Genomic DNA, 16,582 nt, shown 5'->3' on the forward strand with positions numbered 1-16,582 from the left:
GTTTCAAAAGCAGCATGACGTCACCTTGTGGACCAAGCTGACCGCGCGGCTCGAAGACATCTTTCAGGCGGAAACCCGGACCCATTGGGCCGACCTGTTTGACGGATCGGACGCCTGTGTCGCCCCGGTGCTGTCCCCGGCCGAAGCCGCCGAAACGGCGCATATGAAGGCACGCGGGGTCTGGCAATCGCCTGACGGGCTGCTGCAACCCGCGCCGGCACCGCGCTTCGGAGGCCAGCCAGGGCCGATAAAGCCGCCCTGCAAACGCGGTCAGCACAGTGAAGAAATCCTGCGGGAACTCGAAGAGCGCGGCGCGCCTTAGCTCAGCCAGTCTGCTGGCTGTGAGCAGCCATGAGCCCGGCCAGTGTCATCTCGCTGGCATCGGCCCTGATCACCGGAACGCCCTGCAGCCCCAGCGCCCTTTCGTAAAGCGCCGCCGTGGCCCCGCCTCCGATCACCGCCACCTGCTGGCCCAGCCAATAGGGCCGCGCCGCCGCCAGTTCGGCGCCGATCAGAAGCCCCGACAGCCTCGCCCGGGCACTCGGGTCCTCCCGACCTTTCAGCAAATGGGCGGCGTGAATGGCGCTGAGGCGCGCGGCAAGCGCCTCGGGGCGCGCCATGGCGTCGGACAGGGCCGTGTCGAATGCGGCATCGTCCCAGCCCTCGCCAACGGCCGCATGCAGCACCGAGTGCTCGGACAGGAGCGCAAGCATTTCGCCGGTCATGAAGCTCTGAAAGCTGACCACCTCGTCGGCGCTGACATGGGCCCAGGTGGTATGGGCGCCGGGCAGGCAGATCACCCCGTCCCAATTGGCGTGACGCGACAGGAAACCGGCGATCCGGGTTTCGGCGCCGCAGATCGCAGCGCAGGGGCTGTCCTGACTGAGCCCCGGCACCAGATGCAGCCGCAGACCCGCGTCGCCCCGCATCACGCGATGCAGCGCCTTGGGCAGGGGCGCGGCGGGAACCGGGCGCCAAGTCAGGGAGGCCCCGGCCTCTGGCTGCCAGCCGCAGACAACAAGGTCGATCGGGCCATCCGGCAGGCAGGCGCGGAAACTGTCGGGCAGCAGGCTTTCGAAGCCGGCCACCTCGAAAGCGGCCCCCGGCGCCAGTTCGGCCGCGGCCAGCGCCCGCTCGCCCAGCATGGCCCAGAGGTGCACCCGGTCGGCCCCGCAATCGACCGCGATCCAGTCTGCTTGGTTCTGCATCAGACCCTCCGATAGGGCATGGCCGGGCGCCGCATCGGGCGCCGAAGCCCGCGTTACCTGCCGCGCACCGTGTCGATCATCAGCTGCACGTTCTCGGGGTCGGCATCCGGCGTGATGCCATGGCCAAGGTTGAAGATATGCGGCCCCTTGCCCAGCGCCTCGACGATCTTGCGGGTCTCGTCGACCAGCGCCTGACCGCCGGTGACCATATGCGAAGATTTCAGGTTGCCCTGCACGCAGCCGTCCTTCTGTACATGTTCCGCCACCCATTCCGGGCTGACCGCGTCATCGACCGCAACGCAATCGGCGCCGGTGGCCTTGGCAAAGCCCTCGTACCGCGCGCCTGCGCCACGCGGGAAGGCGATGATCGGCACATCCGGATGCCGCGCCTTCAGCCCGGCGATGATGCGTTTGGCCGGCTCCAGCGCGTATTTGTCGAAATCCGCGCCCTTCAGCGACCCGGCCCAGCTGTCAAAGATCTTGACCGTCTCGGCGCCGGCCTCGATCTGTTGCGACAGGTATTCGATGGTGCTTTCGGTCAGAAGGTCGATGATCTGGCCGAACAGGGCCGGGTTCTCGTCTTTCAACTTGTGCGCCGGACCCTGATCCGGCGTGCCGCGACCGGCAATCATATAGGTGGCCACGGTCCACGGGGCACCGGCGAAACCGATCAGCGTGGTTTCACTGGGCAGCTCACGCGACAGGATGCGCACGGTTTCATAGACCGGCGCCAGCGTCTCGTGAATATCGCCGATGCCCTTGAGCTTGTCGAAATCGGCCTGGCTTTCGATGGTCGACAGGCGCGGCCCCTCGCCGGTGACGAACCACAGATCGGCGCCCAGCGCCTGCGGCAGGAGCAGGATGTCGGCAAACAGGATCGAGGCATCAAACCCGTAGCGGCGGATCGGCTGCAAAGTGACCTCGGCGGCCAGTTCGCTGTTGTAGCACAGCGACAGGAAATCTCCGGCCTGCGCCCGGGTGGCGCGGTATTCGGGCAGATAGCGCCCGGCCTGGCGCATCATCCAGATCGGCGGCGTGTCGAGTGTTTCGCCGGCCAATGCCCGCATCATTTTCTTGGTCTCAGTCATGCTTCACCTCATAGCCATGGCCAAATGCCCCAGCGTTGACATGTGTCAAGGAAAGCGCCGGTCAATTCATGCCTTTTCGGCGCAACGAAACGCGGCGCCCTTGCCGGAACGGGAACGGGCCATTTGCACTGCTAGGTCACGTGCGAAAGGCTGGATGTCAACCCTTCTGCGCTTGTCAGGCCAATAAGTCAGGACTAGACCCGACCCATGACACTGAACCTGCCCTCCCCCGACTCGCCCCTCAGGATCGGCACCCGAGGCTCGCCGCTGGCGCTGGCCCAGGCGCACGAGACCCGCCGCCGTCTGAGCACCGCCTTCGGCCTGCCCGAGGCCGCCTTCGAGATCGTGGTCATCAAGACCACCGGCGACGATGCCTCGCTGATCGCCAAGGACCGGCCGCTGAAGGAGATCGGCAACAAGGGCCTGTTCACCAAGGAGATTGAAGAAGACCTGTCCTCGGGCGCCATCGACATCGCCGTGCACTCGATGAAGGACATGCCGGTGGCCCAGCCCGAAGGGCTGCTGCTCGACACCTACCTGCCGCGCGAGGACACACGCGATGCCTTTGTCTCTCCCGATGTTGCCAAGCTCGGGGATCTGCCCGAAGGCGCGGTGGTCGGCACCTCGTCGCTGCGCCGCCGGGCCCAGTTGCTGCATTTCCGCCCGGACCTCAACGTGGTCGAGTTTCGCGGCAACGTGCAGACCCGGCTGAGAAAACTGGAAGACAAGGTCGCCGACTGCACCTTTCTGGCCATGGCCGGGCTCAACCGGCTCGGGATGAGCCATGTCGCCGCTTCGGCGATCGAACCCGAAGACATGCTGCCCGCCGTGGCGCAGGGGGCGATCGGCATCGAGCGCCGCGCCGACGACACCCGCGCCGCCGAGATGCTGGCCGCGCTCCACCATGCCGAAACCGGCCACCGGCTGGCCGCCGAACGCGCCTTTCTCGCGGCGCTGGACGGATCCTGCGAAACCCCGATCGCGGGGCTGGCGGAACTGTCGGGCGGCACGATCCGCCTGCGCGGCGAAGTGCTGCGCCCGGACGGATCCGAGGCGCTCGCGCTCGACCGCAGCGCCCCGGTCGAGGACGCGGCAGAACTGGGCCGGGACATGGCCCGCACCCTGCTGAGCCAGGCCGGCCCCGGCTTCTTCGCCTGGCACGGCTGAAGCGGAGGCGGGCCCGATCGGCCCGCCCTGCCCCCGAGAGCCGCGCGCAGCCTGAAGGCGAGCCGCGCTCACGGAAAAACAAACAGAACCAAGGATTTCCGTTAAAAAAAGTGAGAATTGTCCGGAAATCACAACCGCTGCGTGAAGACTCCCCGAAATTGCGGGAATCCAGCCAAGTTTCCGCCATCTTTGCCAGCCAGCCTCGTTTCAGACAAATGTCATGAGGAAACGAGATGAGCATTGCACTTGAGTCCCCTTTCGCCGACGCCGGCAACGAAGCGCCCAAGCGTCAGGCGACACCGGCCACGGCTTTCTCGATACGTGAATCCAAAGGCTATTTCAGGCACAGTTCGCGCAACGAGGCGATCATCCGCTTCGTGGGCACGGTGATCATCCTCGGCGGCTTCGTGCAGTGGCTGACCCCCGAGGGTTTCATCCCGAATTTCTGGCCGATGCCCAAGCTCGGCCTCGGCGTCGCCTTTTCGATCGTCGGCATCGCGATTTATACCTTTGCCATGCGCGGGTACCGGATCGAGATGGCCTTCGACCCGGTGCGACGCAAGATCAGCGTCCGGCGTCTAGACCGCCGCGACGGGGTGCGCTCGACCGAAGACATCGCGCTGCGCAACATCAAGAGCATCTATGTGCTCAAGGCCAGCACTCCCGGTTCACCGTCGAAAATGCGGCTCAAGCTTTATGACCGGCCGGAAGAGGTGACCATCCTGCGCGGCACCTATCAGGATGTCGAACTGGCCCATCGCCAGCTTTGTCACAACATCAAGCTCGCCCAGCACTGACCACAGAGGCGCCGGATCGCCGGCGCCCTCACACCCACTTGGCCAGCGGCGGCAGGCTCATCAGAACCGCGTTGGCGTCATGCCCGGTCTCGAGGCCGAACTTGGTGCCCCGGTCATAGACCAGGTTGTATTCGGCATAGAGGCCGCGATGCACCAGCTGGGCCTGTTTTTCCGCCTCGCCGAAATCCAGCAGTCGGCGTTTTTCGACCAGTGGCAGGAAGGCAGGCAGAAAGGCCCCTCCGACATCGCGGATAAAGGCGAAATCGGCCTCCCAGTCGCCGGAATTGTGGTCGTCGAGGAAGATGCCGCCGACGCCGCGCGCGCGATTGCGATGCGGCACGTAGAAATAGTCGTCGGCCCAGGCCTTGAAGCGCGGGTAGAAGGCCGGGTCGTGGCGGTCGCAATGCCGCTTCTGCTCGGCGTGGAAATGCGCCGTGTCCTCGTCATATTCGAGACAGGGGTTGAGATCCGAACCGCCCCCGAACCACCAGCCATGCGGGGTCCAGAACATGCGCGTGTTCATGTGCACCGCCGGCACATGCGGGTTCTGCATATGCGCCACCAGCGAGATGCCAGAGGCCCAGAAACGCGGGTCCTCGCGCATACCGGCAAGCCCCTTGCGCGCCGCCATTGCCGCCTGCGCCCGTTCGCCGAGTTCGCCATAGACGGTCGAGATGTTGACGCCGACCTTCTCGAACACCCGGCCGCCGCGCATCACCGACATCAGCCCGCCGCCGGCATCCGAACCGTCGGCGCTGTCGCGGCGGGTCTCGGTAATCTCGAAACGGCCGGCGGCCATATCCGCAAACGGGCCTGCCCGATGGCTGTCTTCCAGCGCCTCGAAAGCCGCGACGATGCGGTCGCGCAGCTCGCGGAACCAGGTCGCGGCACGGGTCTTTTCGGAGTGCATCTGTTCGCTCATTGCATCCTCGTGTTTCTTGGAAATTTCAGGCGCAGGCGGCGCGCGGCTCAGTGGGCCGGCGCTGTGACCGGATCCAGAAGGGTGCGCCCGCCGTCCAGCGTCAGCACCTGGCCGGTCATGAAACCCGACCCTTCCGAGGCCAGGTACTGCACCGCATCGGCCAGCTCGCGCGGGCTGGCGATCCGCGACAGCGGCGTCTTCTCTTCGATCACCGTGCGGTATTCGTCATTGTCGCGCAGCACTTCCTGCAGGCTTGCCGACATCACCGATCCGAAAGCCACCGCGTTGACCCGGATGCGCTGCGGCGCCATGGCCACGGCCAGCGCCCGGGTCATCTGGTCGACCGCAGCGGTCGAGATCGAAAACGCCAGCAGGTCGGGATGCGCCCGACGCGACGCAATCGACGACAGGTTGACGATCGAGCCCGCCTGCCCTTCGCTTTGCCCCTCGGCCTGTTTGATCATCCGCCGCGCGACATATTGCGACAGCCGCAGCGAGGTCATCAGGTTCTGCTCGAGCATGGTCTCGACCGCGTTGTCCTCGGGGTCCAGCGCGTCCGAGCGGATCACCTGCCGGCAGGCATTGACCAGAATATCGACCTTGTCGAAGGCATCGATGGTGGCCGACAGCAGATTGGCGATGGTCAGTTTCTCGCGCAGGTCGCCGGCGAAATAGCGGATGTTGCCTTCGTCGCGGTTTTCTCCGACCTCGTCGATCAGGCCGGTTTCATCCATGTCGGCGAACATCACGTTGGCCCCCTGATCGGCAAAGTGGCGCGCCACCGCGAGCCCGATGCCATTCGCGGCACCGGTGACAATTGCGGTCTTGCCCGCGATCGAAAACGACATGGCCCCTCCCCCGGGTGATTCTGCGGCCAATCTACGCGGTTTCAGCCCCGGGTGCGAGCCGGACGCGCGGCCCGCAATATCTTGAAGCGGTTGTCGCCCGCGATCTCGGCGACCTCGCCGAAACGCGCGGCCAGCGTGGCCTCGTAGGGAAGATGCCGGTTGGCCACCATCCACAGCCGCCCCGCGGGCGCCAGCATCGCCGCCGCCGCCGCGATGAAGGCCTGGCCAAGGGCCGGCTCGGCGCTGCGCCCGGTGTGAAACGGCGGGTTCATCACCACCGCGTCCATGCGGGCCCGGGGCTGCCAGGTGGTGGCGTCGGCCCAGTGGAACGAGGCCCTCGGATCGCTCAGGTTGCGACGCGCGCAGTCCAGCGCCAGGTGATCGGCCTCGACCAGATAGAGGGTCTCGATCTCGGCCCTTTCGAGCACCCGCGCCGACAGATATCCCCAGCCGGCGCCAAGATCGGCCACGTTGCGGCCCAGCTTGTCCGGCAGCGCCGCCGCCAGTGCCGCCGAGGCCGGGTCGATCCCGTCGGCGGAAAACACCCCCGCCTTGGTGACGAAGCCGCCCTCGATCTCCTGCCATTCGGCCGCCCGCCAGTCGGGAAAGGCGCCGTCGCGGAACCAGAAGCACTTGCCATGCGCCTTGGACAGGCTGCCCGCCACGGCGACCCGCTTGCGGCAGTGTTTCAGATAGCTGTCGACACCGTCGGTCTTCTGACCGTCGACGATCACCAGTTCGGCACATTCCGCCGCGCGGGCGATCAGGTCGCGCGCCTGGGCCTTGGCCCGCGGCAGGAACACCACCGCCGCCGCATAGCGGCCGCTTTCTGCGACCCGGCAGTCATAGCCGGCCCGCGCCAGGGCCTCGTGATCGGGAAACAGCGGCTGGATGATCTCGAGCCGCGATTTCGGCAGGGCCGATAGGTCGTGATCCCGGCGCGCCGCGAACAGCGCGATCGGGCCTTCGGCCGGCAGGATCAGCCCGTGATCGGCAACGGCCAGTTCTAGTCTGGAGTCGGTCATGATACGCCACAGCCGGCCGGTGCGGCGCGGCTATTCCTTTTCCATCGTGCATTGCAGGGGGTGTTGATGGCGGCGGGCGAAATCCATCACCTGCGTCACCTTGGTTTCGGCGATCTCGTGGCTGAACACGCCGACCACGGCGACACCTTTCTTGTGCACCGTCAGCATGATCTCGAAGGCCTGGGTATGCGACAGGCCGAAGAACCGTTCGAGAATATGCACGACGAATTCCATCGGCGTGTAATCGTCATTGAGCAGCATCACCTTGTACAGCGGCGGCCGCTTGGTGCGCGCACGCGTCTGGACAGCGACCCCGACATCGCCGCCATCCTTGTCATCGGCCGACATATGCACGAATTCTGCGCTCATCTGGTTCCGGTCATCCGATCTTCGCCACGGGAGGTTTATATAACCTGTTCCAGCCTTTAGAAAAGAGGTTCCAACCACATTATCCGGGCGCAATATGGCAAAGTTTCTGACAACCATCGGTTTCGACGCCGACGATACGCTGTGGCACAACGAGCGGTTCTTCCGCCTCACCCAAGAGCGCTTTGCCGAACTGCTGGCCGACTATGCGCCGCCGGAGCATCTCGGGGAAAGGTTGCTGGCCGCCGAGCGGCGCAACATCGGGCACTACGGCTTCGGCATCAAGGGCTTCGTGCTGTCGATGATCGAAACCGCCATCGAAGTGACCGAAGAACGCGTCCCGGCCCGGGTCATCGGCGAACTGATGGCCGCCGGGCGCGACATGCTGCAACACCCGATCGAACTGCTGCCGCAGGTCCGCGAGACCATTCTGGCGCTGGCGCCGCAGCACCGGCTGGTGCTGATCACCAAGGGCGACCTTCTGGACCAGGAGCGCAAGCTGGCGCAATCCGGTCTCGGCGAGATGTTCGACGGGGTGGAGATCGTGTCGCACAAGACCCGGCAGGTCTATGCCGAGGCCTTTCGCCGCCACGGCGACGGCCCGGCGCGGGCGATGATGGTCGGCAACTCGATGCGCTCGGACGTGGTGCCGGCGATCAAGGCCGGCAGCTGGGGCGTCTATGTCCCGCACGGGCTGGTCTGGGCGCTGGAGGCCGCCGAGCCCCCCGGCGACAGGGCTCGCTACCGCGAGATCGAGTCTCTCGGGGCCCTGCCGGATCTGGTGCGGGACATCGGCTGAGCCTGCCGCACTTTCGCCACAATCGCCGGTCTTGGGGCCGCGCCCCGGCCTGCCCCTACATCTTGGTTGTCGTCGCGGTCACTTTCGACAAAGTCCCTGTAATCAGGGACTTTATCCGCCACTCGCCCTGTGGTAGCGTGGCCCAAGGAAACAAATGCCGACCGGGTCAACCCGGCGGTCGAGGCAGAAAAAGGCAGTTTCACTGTGAAGGTTCGGCACTCCCAGCCGGCCCGACTTGGGCTATTCGTTCTGGCGGCGCTCTGGCTGCTGGTCGTGGTGCCGTTCTCGGCCGCGGCCGCCCCCTATGCGGCGATGGTGGTCGATGCCCGTTCCGGCGAGGTCCTGCATTCGCGCAATGCCGACACCCGGCTTCACCCCGCCTCGCTGACCAAGATGATGACCCTCTACATCGCCTTCGAGGCGGTGAAGAACGGCGAAATCACCCTCGACACCAAGGTCCGCATTTCGCAGAACGCCGCCAATGAACCGCCCTCGAAACTGGGGCTCAGGGCTGGCCAGCGCATCAAGCTGCGCTATCTCATCCGCGCCGCCTCGGTCAAATCGGCCAATGACGCCGCCACCGCCATCGGCGAGGCGCTGTCGGGCTCCGAGGCCGCCTTTGCCCGGCGCATGAACCGCACCGCCAAGGCATTGGGCATGAGCAACACCACCTTCCGCAATGCCCATGGGCTGACCGAAAGCGGGCATCTTTCGACCGCCCGCGACATGACCACGCTCGGCCGCCACCTGCTCTATGACTACCCGCAGTATTACAACCTGTTCTCGCGCCGCACCGCCGATGCCGGCGTCAAGAAGGTCTCGAACACGAATCGCCGGCTGCTCGATGCCTATCGCGGCGCCGACGGCATCAAGACCGGCTATACCCGCGCCGCCGGTTTCAACCTCGTGGCCTCGGCCGAGCGCGGCAGTGAAAGGGTGATCGCCACCGTCTTCGGCGGCCGCTCGAGCGCCTCGCGCAATGCCAAGGTGGCCGAACTGCTCGATCTCGGCTTCCGCCGGGCGCCCAGCCGGGTGGCCTTCAACCGGCCGACGCCGCCGAGCTACGGCAGCGCCAAACCCGCCGCCAAACCGGCCCACACCACGCTGGCGGTCAGGCAGAGCCTGCGCCCGCGCCTGCGGCCGGACGCGATCACCGCCCCCGAGACGACCCCCGTCGTCGCCGCCGCCGAGGTCATCGAGATCGACATCCAGACCGCCCTGATCGAGGCCAAGGCCGGCGCCGCCGAGGCGCCCGCCCTCGACGACGACGCGCAGGTCGATGCCGACACGCGGCCCGAAACCCCGCAGGTCGTCACCCGCCTGTCGACCTCGGGCGGGCGCCACTGGGGCATCAATGTCGGCCGCTACGACAGCCGCTACGCGGCCGAAAAGGTGCTGCTGAAAACCGCGCTGGCCGAGATGTCGACCCTCGACGGCTCGCTGCGCAAGGTGGTCGAGAACTCGCGCGGCTTCGAGGCCAACTTCCTCGGCCTGACCCGCGAGACCGCCGACCTCGCCTGCCGCCGCCTTCAGGCGCGCCAGATCGCCTGCTACACGATCGGCCCCTCCTGAGGGCTTGCACCGGCCACCGGGCTCGGCCAAGACTGGCGCCATGGAAAACCTTGTTCTGCCCGCCCCCGCCCCGGTGCTGCTGCCGGTCGCCGGATCCGAAGCCCTGTTCCCGGTGCGCCGCATCTACTGCGTCGGGCGCAACTATGCCGACCACGCCAAGGAAATGGGCGGCGACCCGCAGCGCGAACCGCCCTTCTTCTTCGCCAAGCCCGCCGATGCGGCGATCCCGTCGGGACGGCGCATCGCCTTCCCCCCGGCAACCCGGAACCTGCACCACGAGGCCGAGCTGGTGGTGGCGATCGGACTTGCCGGCAGCGACATCCCGGCAACCGGGGCCGAGCGTCACATCTGGGGCCACGCGGCGGGCAACGACCTCACCCGGCGCGACCTTCAGGACGCGGCCAAGGCCGGGCGCCGGCCGTGGAGCATGGCCAAGGGGTTCGACAATTCCGCCGTCATCGGCGCGCTTCATCCCCTGTCAGAGACCGGCCCGATGACGTCGGGGCGCATCCGCTGCCATGTCGACGGCGCGCTGCGCCAGGACGGAGACCTCGCCGATATGATCTGGCCGGTCAACGAGGTCATCGCCTTCCTGTCGCGGCTGGTGACGCTGGCCCCCGGCGACCTGATCATGACCGGCACCCCGGCCGGGGTCGGCCCGATCCTGCCGGGCCAGAGCTGCCGGGTCAGCATCGACGGGCTCGGCGCGGCCGAAACCGCCTTCGACTGAACGCCCGCTGGCCGCTTTCTCTTGCCCGAAATATCCCCGCCGGAGGCTCCGACCGGGCGCCGCCGCGTCACGGTTTGGGGTGTTCGTCCCAGTCGCTGTTGAGGATCCGCCGGGCGTCGCCCTCGGGGTCGTCATACTGGTTGCTGCGCACGGTGAAGACGAAACACAACAGGCCGATGCCGCCGAGGATCAGCGACACCGGGATCAGAACCACAAGCACATCCATGGCAGCTACCTCAGGCGCAGCGCGTTGAGCGAAACGGTGATCGACGACAGCGACATCGCCAGCGCCGCGATCAGCGGCGTCGCCAGGCCGGCGATCGCCAGCGGCACCGCGATCACGTTGTAGACCGTGGCGATGCGGAAATTCTCGCGGATGCGCCGGGTCGCGGCGCGCGCCGTGGTCAGCGCCTCGGCCACCGGGGCCAGATCGCCGCCCAGCAGCACGATATCCGAGGCCACCCGCGCCGCATCCAGCGCCGAGGCCGGCGAGATCGAGACATCGGCCGCCGCCAGGGCCGCGGTATCATTGAGCCCGTCACCGACCATCAAGACCCGCCGCCCGTCGCCGCGCAGCACCTGCACCCGCGCCGCCTTGTCCTCGGGCAGCGCCTCGGCGACCCAGCGCGTGATCCCCAGTTCGGCGGCAAGATCCTCGACCGCCCCGGCGCTGTCGCCCGAGATCAGCAGCACCTCCTTGCCGGCCTCCTTCAGCGCCCGCACCGCCTCGGCGGCGCCGTCGCGCAGCCGGTCGCTAAAGCGGAAGGCCCGCGCCGCCGCGCCATCGCCGAGCGACAGGAAGGCCGCCGTGCCCGCCAGCGGCTCGGCCCCCATCCAGGCCGCGCGGCCAAGCCGCACCTGCCGGCCCTCGAACCTGCCCTGGGTGCCGAAACCCGGCACCTCTTCGATGGCGCTCACCTGCGCCGGCCGCACCCCGGCCTCCGCAAGAGTGGCGGTCAGCGCCCGCGCCAGCGGATGCGACGAGCCCATGGCCAGCGCCAGCGCCACTTCCAGATCGCGGGCCGGAAACTCCGCGGCATTGCCCAGATGCGGCGCACCGGCGGTCAGGGTGCCGGTCTTGTCGAACACCACCGTGTCGACCTCGGCCAGCCGTTCCAGCGCCGTTGCGTGTTTGATCAGCATGCCGCGCCGGAACAGCCGCCCCGAGGCCGCCGTGGTCACCGCCGGCACCGCCAGCCCCAAGGCGCAGGGGCAGGTGATGATCAGCACCGCCGCCGCGATATTGAGCGCGGTGCGCAGATCGAAGGTGTAGAGATACCAGCCGAGGAAGGCGAGCGCCGACAAGATATGCACCCCCGGCGCATAGAGCTTGGCGGCGCGGTCGGCCAGCGAGGTATAGCGCGAACGCCCGGATTCGGCGATCGCGACCAGATCGGCCATGCGGTGCAGGCTGGTGTCCTCGCCGACGGCACTGGCGCGCACCACCAGCGGCCCGGTGAGGTTCACCTCGCCGGCGCTGACCAGCCGCCCCGGCTCGGCAAAGACCGGCACCGTCTCGCCGGTCAGCAGCGCGCGGTCAAGCTCCGAGCGCCCCTCGACGATCTCGCCATCGACCGGCATCCGCCCGCCGGGCCGCACCAGAACCAGATCGCCCACCGCCAGTTCGCGGACCTCGACCATCTCTTCGCCCGCGGCTGTCATGCGCAGCGCCCGCGGCACTTCCAGCGCCGCCAGTTCCTCGGCCGCCGAGCGGGCCACAGCGCGGGTGCGGTAATCAAGATAGCGCCCGGCCAGCAGGAAGAAGACCAGCGTCAGGGCGGCATCGAAATAGGCGTGTTCGCCCGACAGCATGGTCTCCCAGAGCGAAGTCGCCACGGCCAGCAGGATCGCCAGCACGATCGGCACGTCCATGTTCAGCCGGCTGTGCTTCAGCGCCGACCATGCGTTGACATAAAAGGGCCGCCCCGAGAAGACGATGGTCGGCAGCGCGATCGCCGCCGAAATCCAGTGGAACATGTCGCGGGTCGCGGCTTCGGCCCCGGACCAGACCGAGACCGAAAGCAGCATCACGTTCATCGAGGCAAAGCCGGCCACCGCCAGCCGCATCAGCAGATCGCGCCCCGCCCGGTCGGCACCGGTGGCGGTCAGGGCGCCGGCGTCCAGCTCGTGCGCCTCATAGCCGATGCCCTCCAGCGCCGCCACCAGCGCCTCGGCGGTCACCTCGGGGGCGGCCTCGACGGTGGCGCGTTTCAGGGTCAGGTTGACGCGGGCCGATGTGACCCCCGGCTGCGCCTGCAACCGGTGTTCGACCGCGCTGATGCAGGCGGCGCAATGGATGGTCGGCAGCGACAGCGACAGCCGCGCGTCCTTCTGCGGCGCGCGCTCGGCGATCGCCTGCGCCGCTGGGGCCGCATCGCAGGCCGGGCAGGCCGAGGTGCCGGGACGCAGCGCGGCGGTCATGGCTCAGCCCTTGACCTGCAGAACGACGCGCTGCGTGAAGGCGGTGCCGTCGGCCGCCGTCGCGGCCATGCGGATGTTCCAGTTGCCGGGCGCCAGTTCGATCGGCGCCACATAGGCGGTGCCGTCGAATTGCAGCGCCGGGCGGACGTCATCCTTGACGTGAGTGGCCCGGCCCAGAACCGTATCAAGGCTGGCCACCCGGACCGGCGCCCCGTCGTCATCGGTGATCGACAGGATCAGCAGCCCGCCCTGATGGCGCGCGCTGACGGTCCATCCCAGCGCCACCTGCGCCGCCTTGCGGGCGTCGAATTCCTGGCTGGCGACATAGGAGTTCTTGACCTCGAGGCCGGGAAAGGTCCGCACCGCCGACCAGGCCAGCAGCGCGTTCACCGCGATGATCACCCCGAAGGCGCCGACGAAGACGAATGCCGCGTGCCGTCCGGTGAACCGACGTTCTGCCATCACTTGCTCCTTCCGTTGAAGACCGTGTCCTTATACACGCGATCCCCGTTGGAAACATCCTCTACCCAGAAACGGAACCCGGTCGCCTTGCTTTCCGCCGGCTGCGAGCCCTTGGGCGCCAGCACATAGACCCGCACCAGCTTCATCTCGTCGGCCGGCACCGTCACCGTTTCATAGGGCGTGCCCTCGAGGTCGACCCTGAGGGCGATGTCGCCCTTGACCGAGATCCGGAACGGGCGGTCCTCGCCATGTTTGTTGCGCAGCCGCACCTCGTAGGTGTTGCGGATGGTGCCATCGGAAAGCGTGACGTAGGTCGGGTTGCGCACCGGCGCCACGGTCATGTCGATCTCGCTGCGCAGGAACAGCGCCACCACCAGCAGGACACCGACCAGCGACCACAGGGTGGTGTAAAGCACGGTGCGCGGGCGCAGCACGTGTTTCCAGACGTCCTTGGGCGGCTGGCCGGACCGCTCGAGGGTCTCGTCCGAGGCCGCAAGATAGTCGATCAGGCCGCGCGGCTTGCCGACCTTGGTCATGATGTCGTCGCAGGCGTCGATGCACAGGGCGCAGGTGATGCATTCCAGCTGCTGGCCGTCGCGAATGTCGATGCCCACCGGGCAGACGTTGACGCAGGCCATGCAGTCGATGCAGTCGCCCAGCTCGGTATCCTTGGTGCGCTTGCCCTTGCCGCGCGGCTCGCCGCGCCATTCGCGATAGCCGACGGTCAGCGTGTCCTCGTCCATCATCGCCGCCTGGATGCGCGGCCATGGGCAGGCATAGATGCAGATCTGTTCGCGCGAGATGGCGCCGAAGAACACCGTGGTGAATGTCATCACCGCGATCGTGGTATAGGCGATCGGATGGGCGCTGCCCATCAACAGGTCGCGCATCAGCGCCGGGGCATCGGTGAAGTAGAACACCCAGGCCCCGCCGGTGGCGAGCCCGATCACCACCCAGGACACATATTTGACCAGCCGCAGCCGAAGCTTGCGGAAATCCCATTTCTTCTGGCGGTGCAGCCGCAGCCGCGCGTTGCGGTCGCCCTCGATCCAGCGTTCGACGAGGATGAACAGGTCGGTCCAGACGGTCTGCGGGCAGGCATAGCCGCACCACACCCGGCCCAGCGCCGAGGTGAACAGGAACAGCCCCAGCCCGGCCATGATGAGCAAACCCGCGACGAAGTAGAATTCATGCGGCCAGATCTCGATCATGAAGAAGAAGAACCGCCGGTTGGCCAGATCCACCAGCACCGCCTGATCGGGCAGGCTCGGGCCGCGATCCCAGCGGATCCACGGGGTCAGGTAATAGATCCCCAGCGTAACCGCCATGATGATCCATTTCAGATTGCGGAACTTGCCATAGACCCGTTTGGGAAAGATCGGCTCGCGCGCAACATATAATCCGGGTTGCTGATTTTCGTTGGCCACTTGAATCACTCGCGCATATAGATTTCTGAATGTCTTGTGATCGCTCTGCACACCTGAAACTTTGACATGAGTCAAATTTTACATGTTCAGGACAGGTAAACTGTGAGCGCCAAGAAAACCAGAGGGGTAACCGCGAATTTACCGCAAGTCGGCGTTGCAATAAAAGATGCGTATGATATGCTGCTTTGAGGGCGTGTCGGCTTTCCAGGAAACGCGCGAACAGGACGGAAAGCCGACACCATTTGCCCCACGGCATAAGCCGCAGGCAAACCTCTGACCCGCACCTTTGGAAACTCCGCCGATCCGGGCCTTGACCCGATTCACTTTTTCCGATTCCTCCTCTTTGGCCTTTGACCCAGATCAAACTCGGTGCATTATCTGACGGTGGGAGCGGTTTTTTGCGAGCATCTGTCGGAGGCGAAACAATTACCGAACGCGAAACCGAGCGCAAAGCGCTCAATTCCGGTGAAGTGGGCGCGGTGGCGCATCTTTACCGTGGCGAAGTCTATCGCAGCACCATCTGGCGCACCCGGCTGGACACCACGACCAACTGGGCGGTGGTGACCCTGGGGGTTGCGCTGTCGATATCCTTCGCCTCGCCCGATGCCTCGCCGCTGCCGCTGGTGCTGGTCGGCGTGCTGATCATCTTCTTCCTGATGCTCGAGGCACGCCGCTACCGCTATTTCAACGTCTGGCGGGCGCGGGCGCGCTGGATGGAGACCCATTTCTACGCCCCGATGCTGTATGACGGCGACCTGCATCTCGAAGAGAACTGGCAGAAGGTCCTGGCCAAGGATTACCTGCGCCCGGTCTATCACGTCGACTACCTGACCGCCGTCGGCCGGCGCATCAGGCGCAACTACCTGTGGATCCTGATGATCCAGTCACTGGCCTTTGCCGGCAAGATCACCGTGCACCCGACCCCGGTCACCAGTTTCGACCAGGCCTTCGACCGCGCCGATGTCGGCCCCCTGCCGGGCGAGGTGATCATCGGTTTCGGCGTGATCTACATGGCGACCTGGACGGCGCTGGCAATCTGGAGCGACCGCAACGATGCCCGGCGCGCGCGGGCGCGGCAAAGCGATACCGCCATGGGTTAGAAAAGCGCCGCCGGGGCGACGGCGCTAACCATCCGCCCGCCGCCCGCCGCCCCCGAGGCGGCGCAGACCATGCACAACGCGGCTTGCCACCCGGCGCGAACGCGATTTGCCGGCCGAGTAGCTACCCTTGAATTCATGGGGAAAATCAAGGTCCGGCACCTCGCGGCCGAGAAAGGCGCAGATCTCCGGCCAGCCCTGCCCGGCGGCGAAGTCCACCACCAGAAGATCCTCGGGGCGGTCGGCGAAATGGGCCTGCACCTCTTCATTGTGGCGTCGGTAACGGGCCAGGAACACGTCTTCGTAGCCCGCCGGAAAGCCGACCCCATAGACCAGCGTCTGCATCGGGTCGGGCAGATAGCCGAGATGGTTGACCACGCTTTTGATCCAGCTTTCCTCGTCGCGGATGGTCAGGATGAACTTGCTGCCGGGATAGCGCTGGTCCAGTTCGCGGTAGATCAGCGGCCAGGGGTTGTCCTCGAAAGCGTCATATTGATCGGCGATCTCGAAGGCCGGCTGCAAATCGCCCCGCGCCAGCGAGGGGATCAGCTCCTTGCCGTAGTCCTTGCAATGATAGCCCAGCGCCCGGAACACGGCGAGCAATGTGGTGGTGCCGGTTTTCTGAAACCCGATGCCGAACACCTTGGGGAAGA

General features: G+C 66.5%; 18 protein-coding genes. 7 read left to right on the forward strand and 11 right to left on the reverse strand.

The features are described 5' to 3' along the window. On the forward strand, positions 1-322 hold a 322-nt coding region (locus ABZD10_RS05500), incomplete at its 5' end, for a CoA transferase (RefSeq protein ID WP_372885138.1). A 1-nt stretch (position 323) separates the two neighbouring features. Here the strand turns inward: ABZD10_RS05500 and ABZD10_RS05505 are convergent. Together ABZD10_RS05505 and hemE are read right to left on the reverse strand one after the other, a co-directional pair. Next, a complete protein-coding gene (locus ABZD10_RS05505; protein WP_372885139.1) occupies positions 324-1,208 on the reverse strand; it encodes a 2-dehydro-3-deoxygalactonokinase in 885 nt (294 codons plus the stop codon). Positions 1,209-1,261: 53 nt separating this feature from the next. Further along, positions 1,262-2,296, reverse strand: coding sequence for a uroporphyrinogen decarboxylase (gene hemE / locus ABZD10_RS05510; protein WP_372885140.1), 1,035 nt, complete (start codon positions 2,294-2,296; stop codon positions 1,262-1,264). Between the two features lie 207 nt (positions 2,297-2,503). On the opposite strand from hemE, the gene hemC reads away from it, so the two are divergent. Both hemC and ABZD10_RS05520 read left to right on the forward strand, forming a co-directional pair. Then, positions 2,504-3,463 carry a hydroxymethylbilane synthase gene (hemC, locus tag ABZD10_RS05515; RefSeq protein ID WP_372885141.1) on the forward strand — a complete coding sequence of 320 codons (960 nt, stop codon included), beginning with the start codon at positions 2,504-2,506 and terminating at the stop codon, positions 3,461-3,463. Between the two features lie 233 nt (positions 3,464-3,696). Continuing rightward, positions 3,697-4,260 (forward strand): hypothetical protein, encoded by a 564-nt coding sequence (locus ABZD10_RS05520; RefSeq protein ID WP_372885142.1) that lies wholly within the window; start codon positions 3,697-3,699, stop codon positions 4,258-4,260. 28 nt (positions 4,261-4,288) lie between these two features. Here ABZD10_RS05520 and hemF read toward each other — a convergent pair whose 3' ends face one another. From hemF to clpS, 4 genes are read right to left on the reverse strand one after another with little or no spacing between them, the layout of a single operon-like run. Continuing rightward, the gene (gene hemF, locus ABZD10_RS05525) at positions 4,289-5,182 is read right to left on the reverse strand and encodes an oxygen-dependent coproporphyrinogen oxidase (protein WP_372885143.1); all 894 of its coding nucleotides are present in this window, start codon (positions 5,180-5,182) and stop codon (positions 4,289-4,291) included. A gap of 47 nt (positions 5,183-5,229) precedes the next feature. Continuing rightward, positions 5,230-6,030 (reverse strand): SDR family NAD(P)-dependent oxidoreductase, encoded by an 801-nt coding sequence (locus tag ABZD10_RS05530; RefSeq protein WP_372885144.1) that lies wholly within the window; start codon positions 6,028-6,030, stop codon positions 5,230-5,232. A gap of 41 nt (positions 6,031-6,071) precedes the next feature. Then, positions 6,072-7,055 (reverse strand): class I SAM-dependent methyltransferase, encoded by a 984-nt coding sequence (locus ABZD10_RS05535; protein ID WP_372885145.1) that lies wholly within the window; start codon positions 7,053-7,055, stop codon positions 6,072-6,074. 30 nt (positions 7,056-7,085) lie between these two features. Beyond that, the gene (gene clpS / locus ABZD10_RS05540) at positions 7,086-7,424 is read right to left on the reverse strand and encodes an ATP-dependent Clp protease adapter ClpS (protein ID WP_372885146.1); all 339 of its coding nucleotides are present in this window, start codon (positions 7,422-7,424) and stop codon (positions 7,086-7,088) included. 94 nt (positions 7,425-7,518) lie between these two features. On the opposite strand from clpS, the gene ABZD10_RS05545 reads away from it, so the two are divergent. From ABZD10_RS05545 to ABZD10_RS05555, 3 genes are all read left to right on the forward strand, one after another. Next, positions 7,519-8,220 (forward strand): HAD family hydrolase, encoded by a 702-nt coding sequence (locus ABZD10_RS05545; RefSeq protein ID WP_372885147.1) that lies wholly within the window; start codon positions 7,519-7,521, stop codon positions 8,218-8,220. 204 nt (positions 8,221-8,424) lie between these two features. After that, positions 8,425-9,792 (forward strand): D-alanyl-D-alanine carboxypeptidase family protein, encoded by a 1,368-nt coding sequence (locus ABZD10_RS05550; protein WP_372885148.1) that lies wholly within the window; start codon positions 8,425-8,427, stop codon positions 9,790-9,792. 40 nt (positions 9,793-9,832) lie between these two features. Then, positions 9,833-10,522, forward strand: a complete 690-nt coding sequence (locus tag ABZD10_RS05555; RefSeq protein ID WP_372885149.1) for a fumarylacetoacetate hydrolase family protein — start codon at positions 9,833-9,835, stop codon at positions 10,520-10,522. Between the two features lie 67 nt (positions 10,523-10,589). Here ABZD10_RS05555 and ccoS read toward each other — a convergent pair whose 3' ends face one another. From ccoS to ccoG, 4 genes are read right to left on the reverse strand one after another with little or no spacing between them, the layout of a single operon-like run. Continuing rightward, positions 10,590-10,748, reverse strand: a complete 159-nt coding sequence (gene ccoS / locus ABZD10_RS05560; RefSeq protein WP_372885150.1) for a cbb3-type cytochrome oxidase assembly protein CcoS — start codon at positions 10,746-10,748, stop codon at positions 10,590-10,592. Between the two features lie 5 nt (positions 10,749-10,753). Then, on the reverse strand, positions 10,754-12,943 hold the full coding sequence (locus ABZD10_RS05565; protein ID WP_372885151.1) for a heavy metal translocating P-type ATPase: 2,190 nt from the start codon (positions 12,941-12,943) through the stop codon (positions 10,754-10,756). Positions 12,944-12,946: 3 nt separating this feature from the next. Next, on the reverse strand, positions 12,947-13,405 hold the full coding sequence (locus ABZD10_RS05570; protein ID WP_372885152.1) for a FixH family protein: 459 nt from the start codon (positions 13,403-13,405) through the stop codon (positions 12,947-12,949). Continuing rightward, positions 13,405-14,832: a cytochrome c oxidase accessory protein CcoG gene (gene ccoG, locus ABZD10_RS05575; RefSeq protein WP_372885153.1), complete on the reverse strand. Its 1,428-nt coding sequence runs from the start codon at positions 14,830-14,832 to the stop codon at positions 13,405-13,407. Before ccoG ends, ABZD10_RS05570 begins: the two co-directional genes overlap by 1 nt. A 425-nt stretch (positions 14,833-15,257) precedes the next feature. Between ccoG and ABZD10_RS05580 the strand changes: the two genes are divergently transcribed. Then, positions 15,258-15,932 (forward strand): DUF2270 domain-containing protein, encoded by a 675-nt coding sequence (locus ABZD10_RS05580; protein WP_372885155.1) that lies wholly within the window; start codon positions 15,258-15,260, stop codon positions 15,930-15,932. 24 nt (positions 15,933-15,956) lie between these two features. Here the strand turns inward: ABZD10_RS05580 and ABZD10_RS05585 are convergent. After that, a partial coding sequence (locus ABZD10_RS05585; RefSeq protein ID WP_372885154.1) for a sulfotransferase family protein occupies positions 15,957-16,582 on the reverse strand: 626 nt, incomplete at its 5' end.

Source organism: Shimia sp. (genome assembly GCF_041624275.1).
Taxonomy (GTDB): Bacteria; Pseudomonadota; Alphaproteobacteria; order Rhodobacterales; family Rhodobacteraceae; genus Shimia.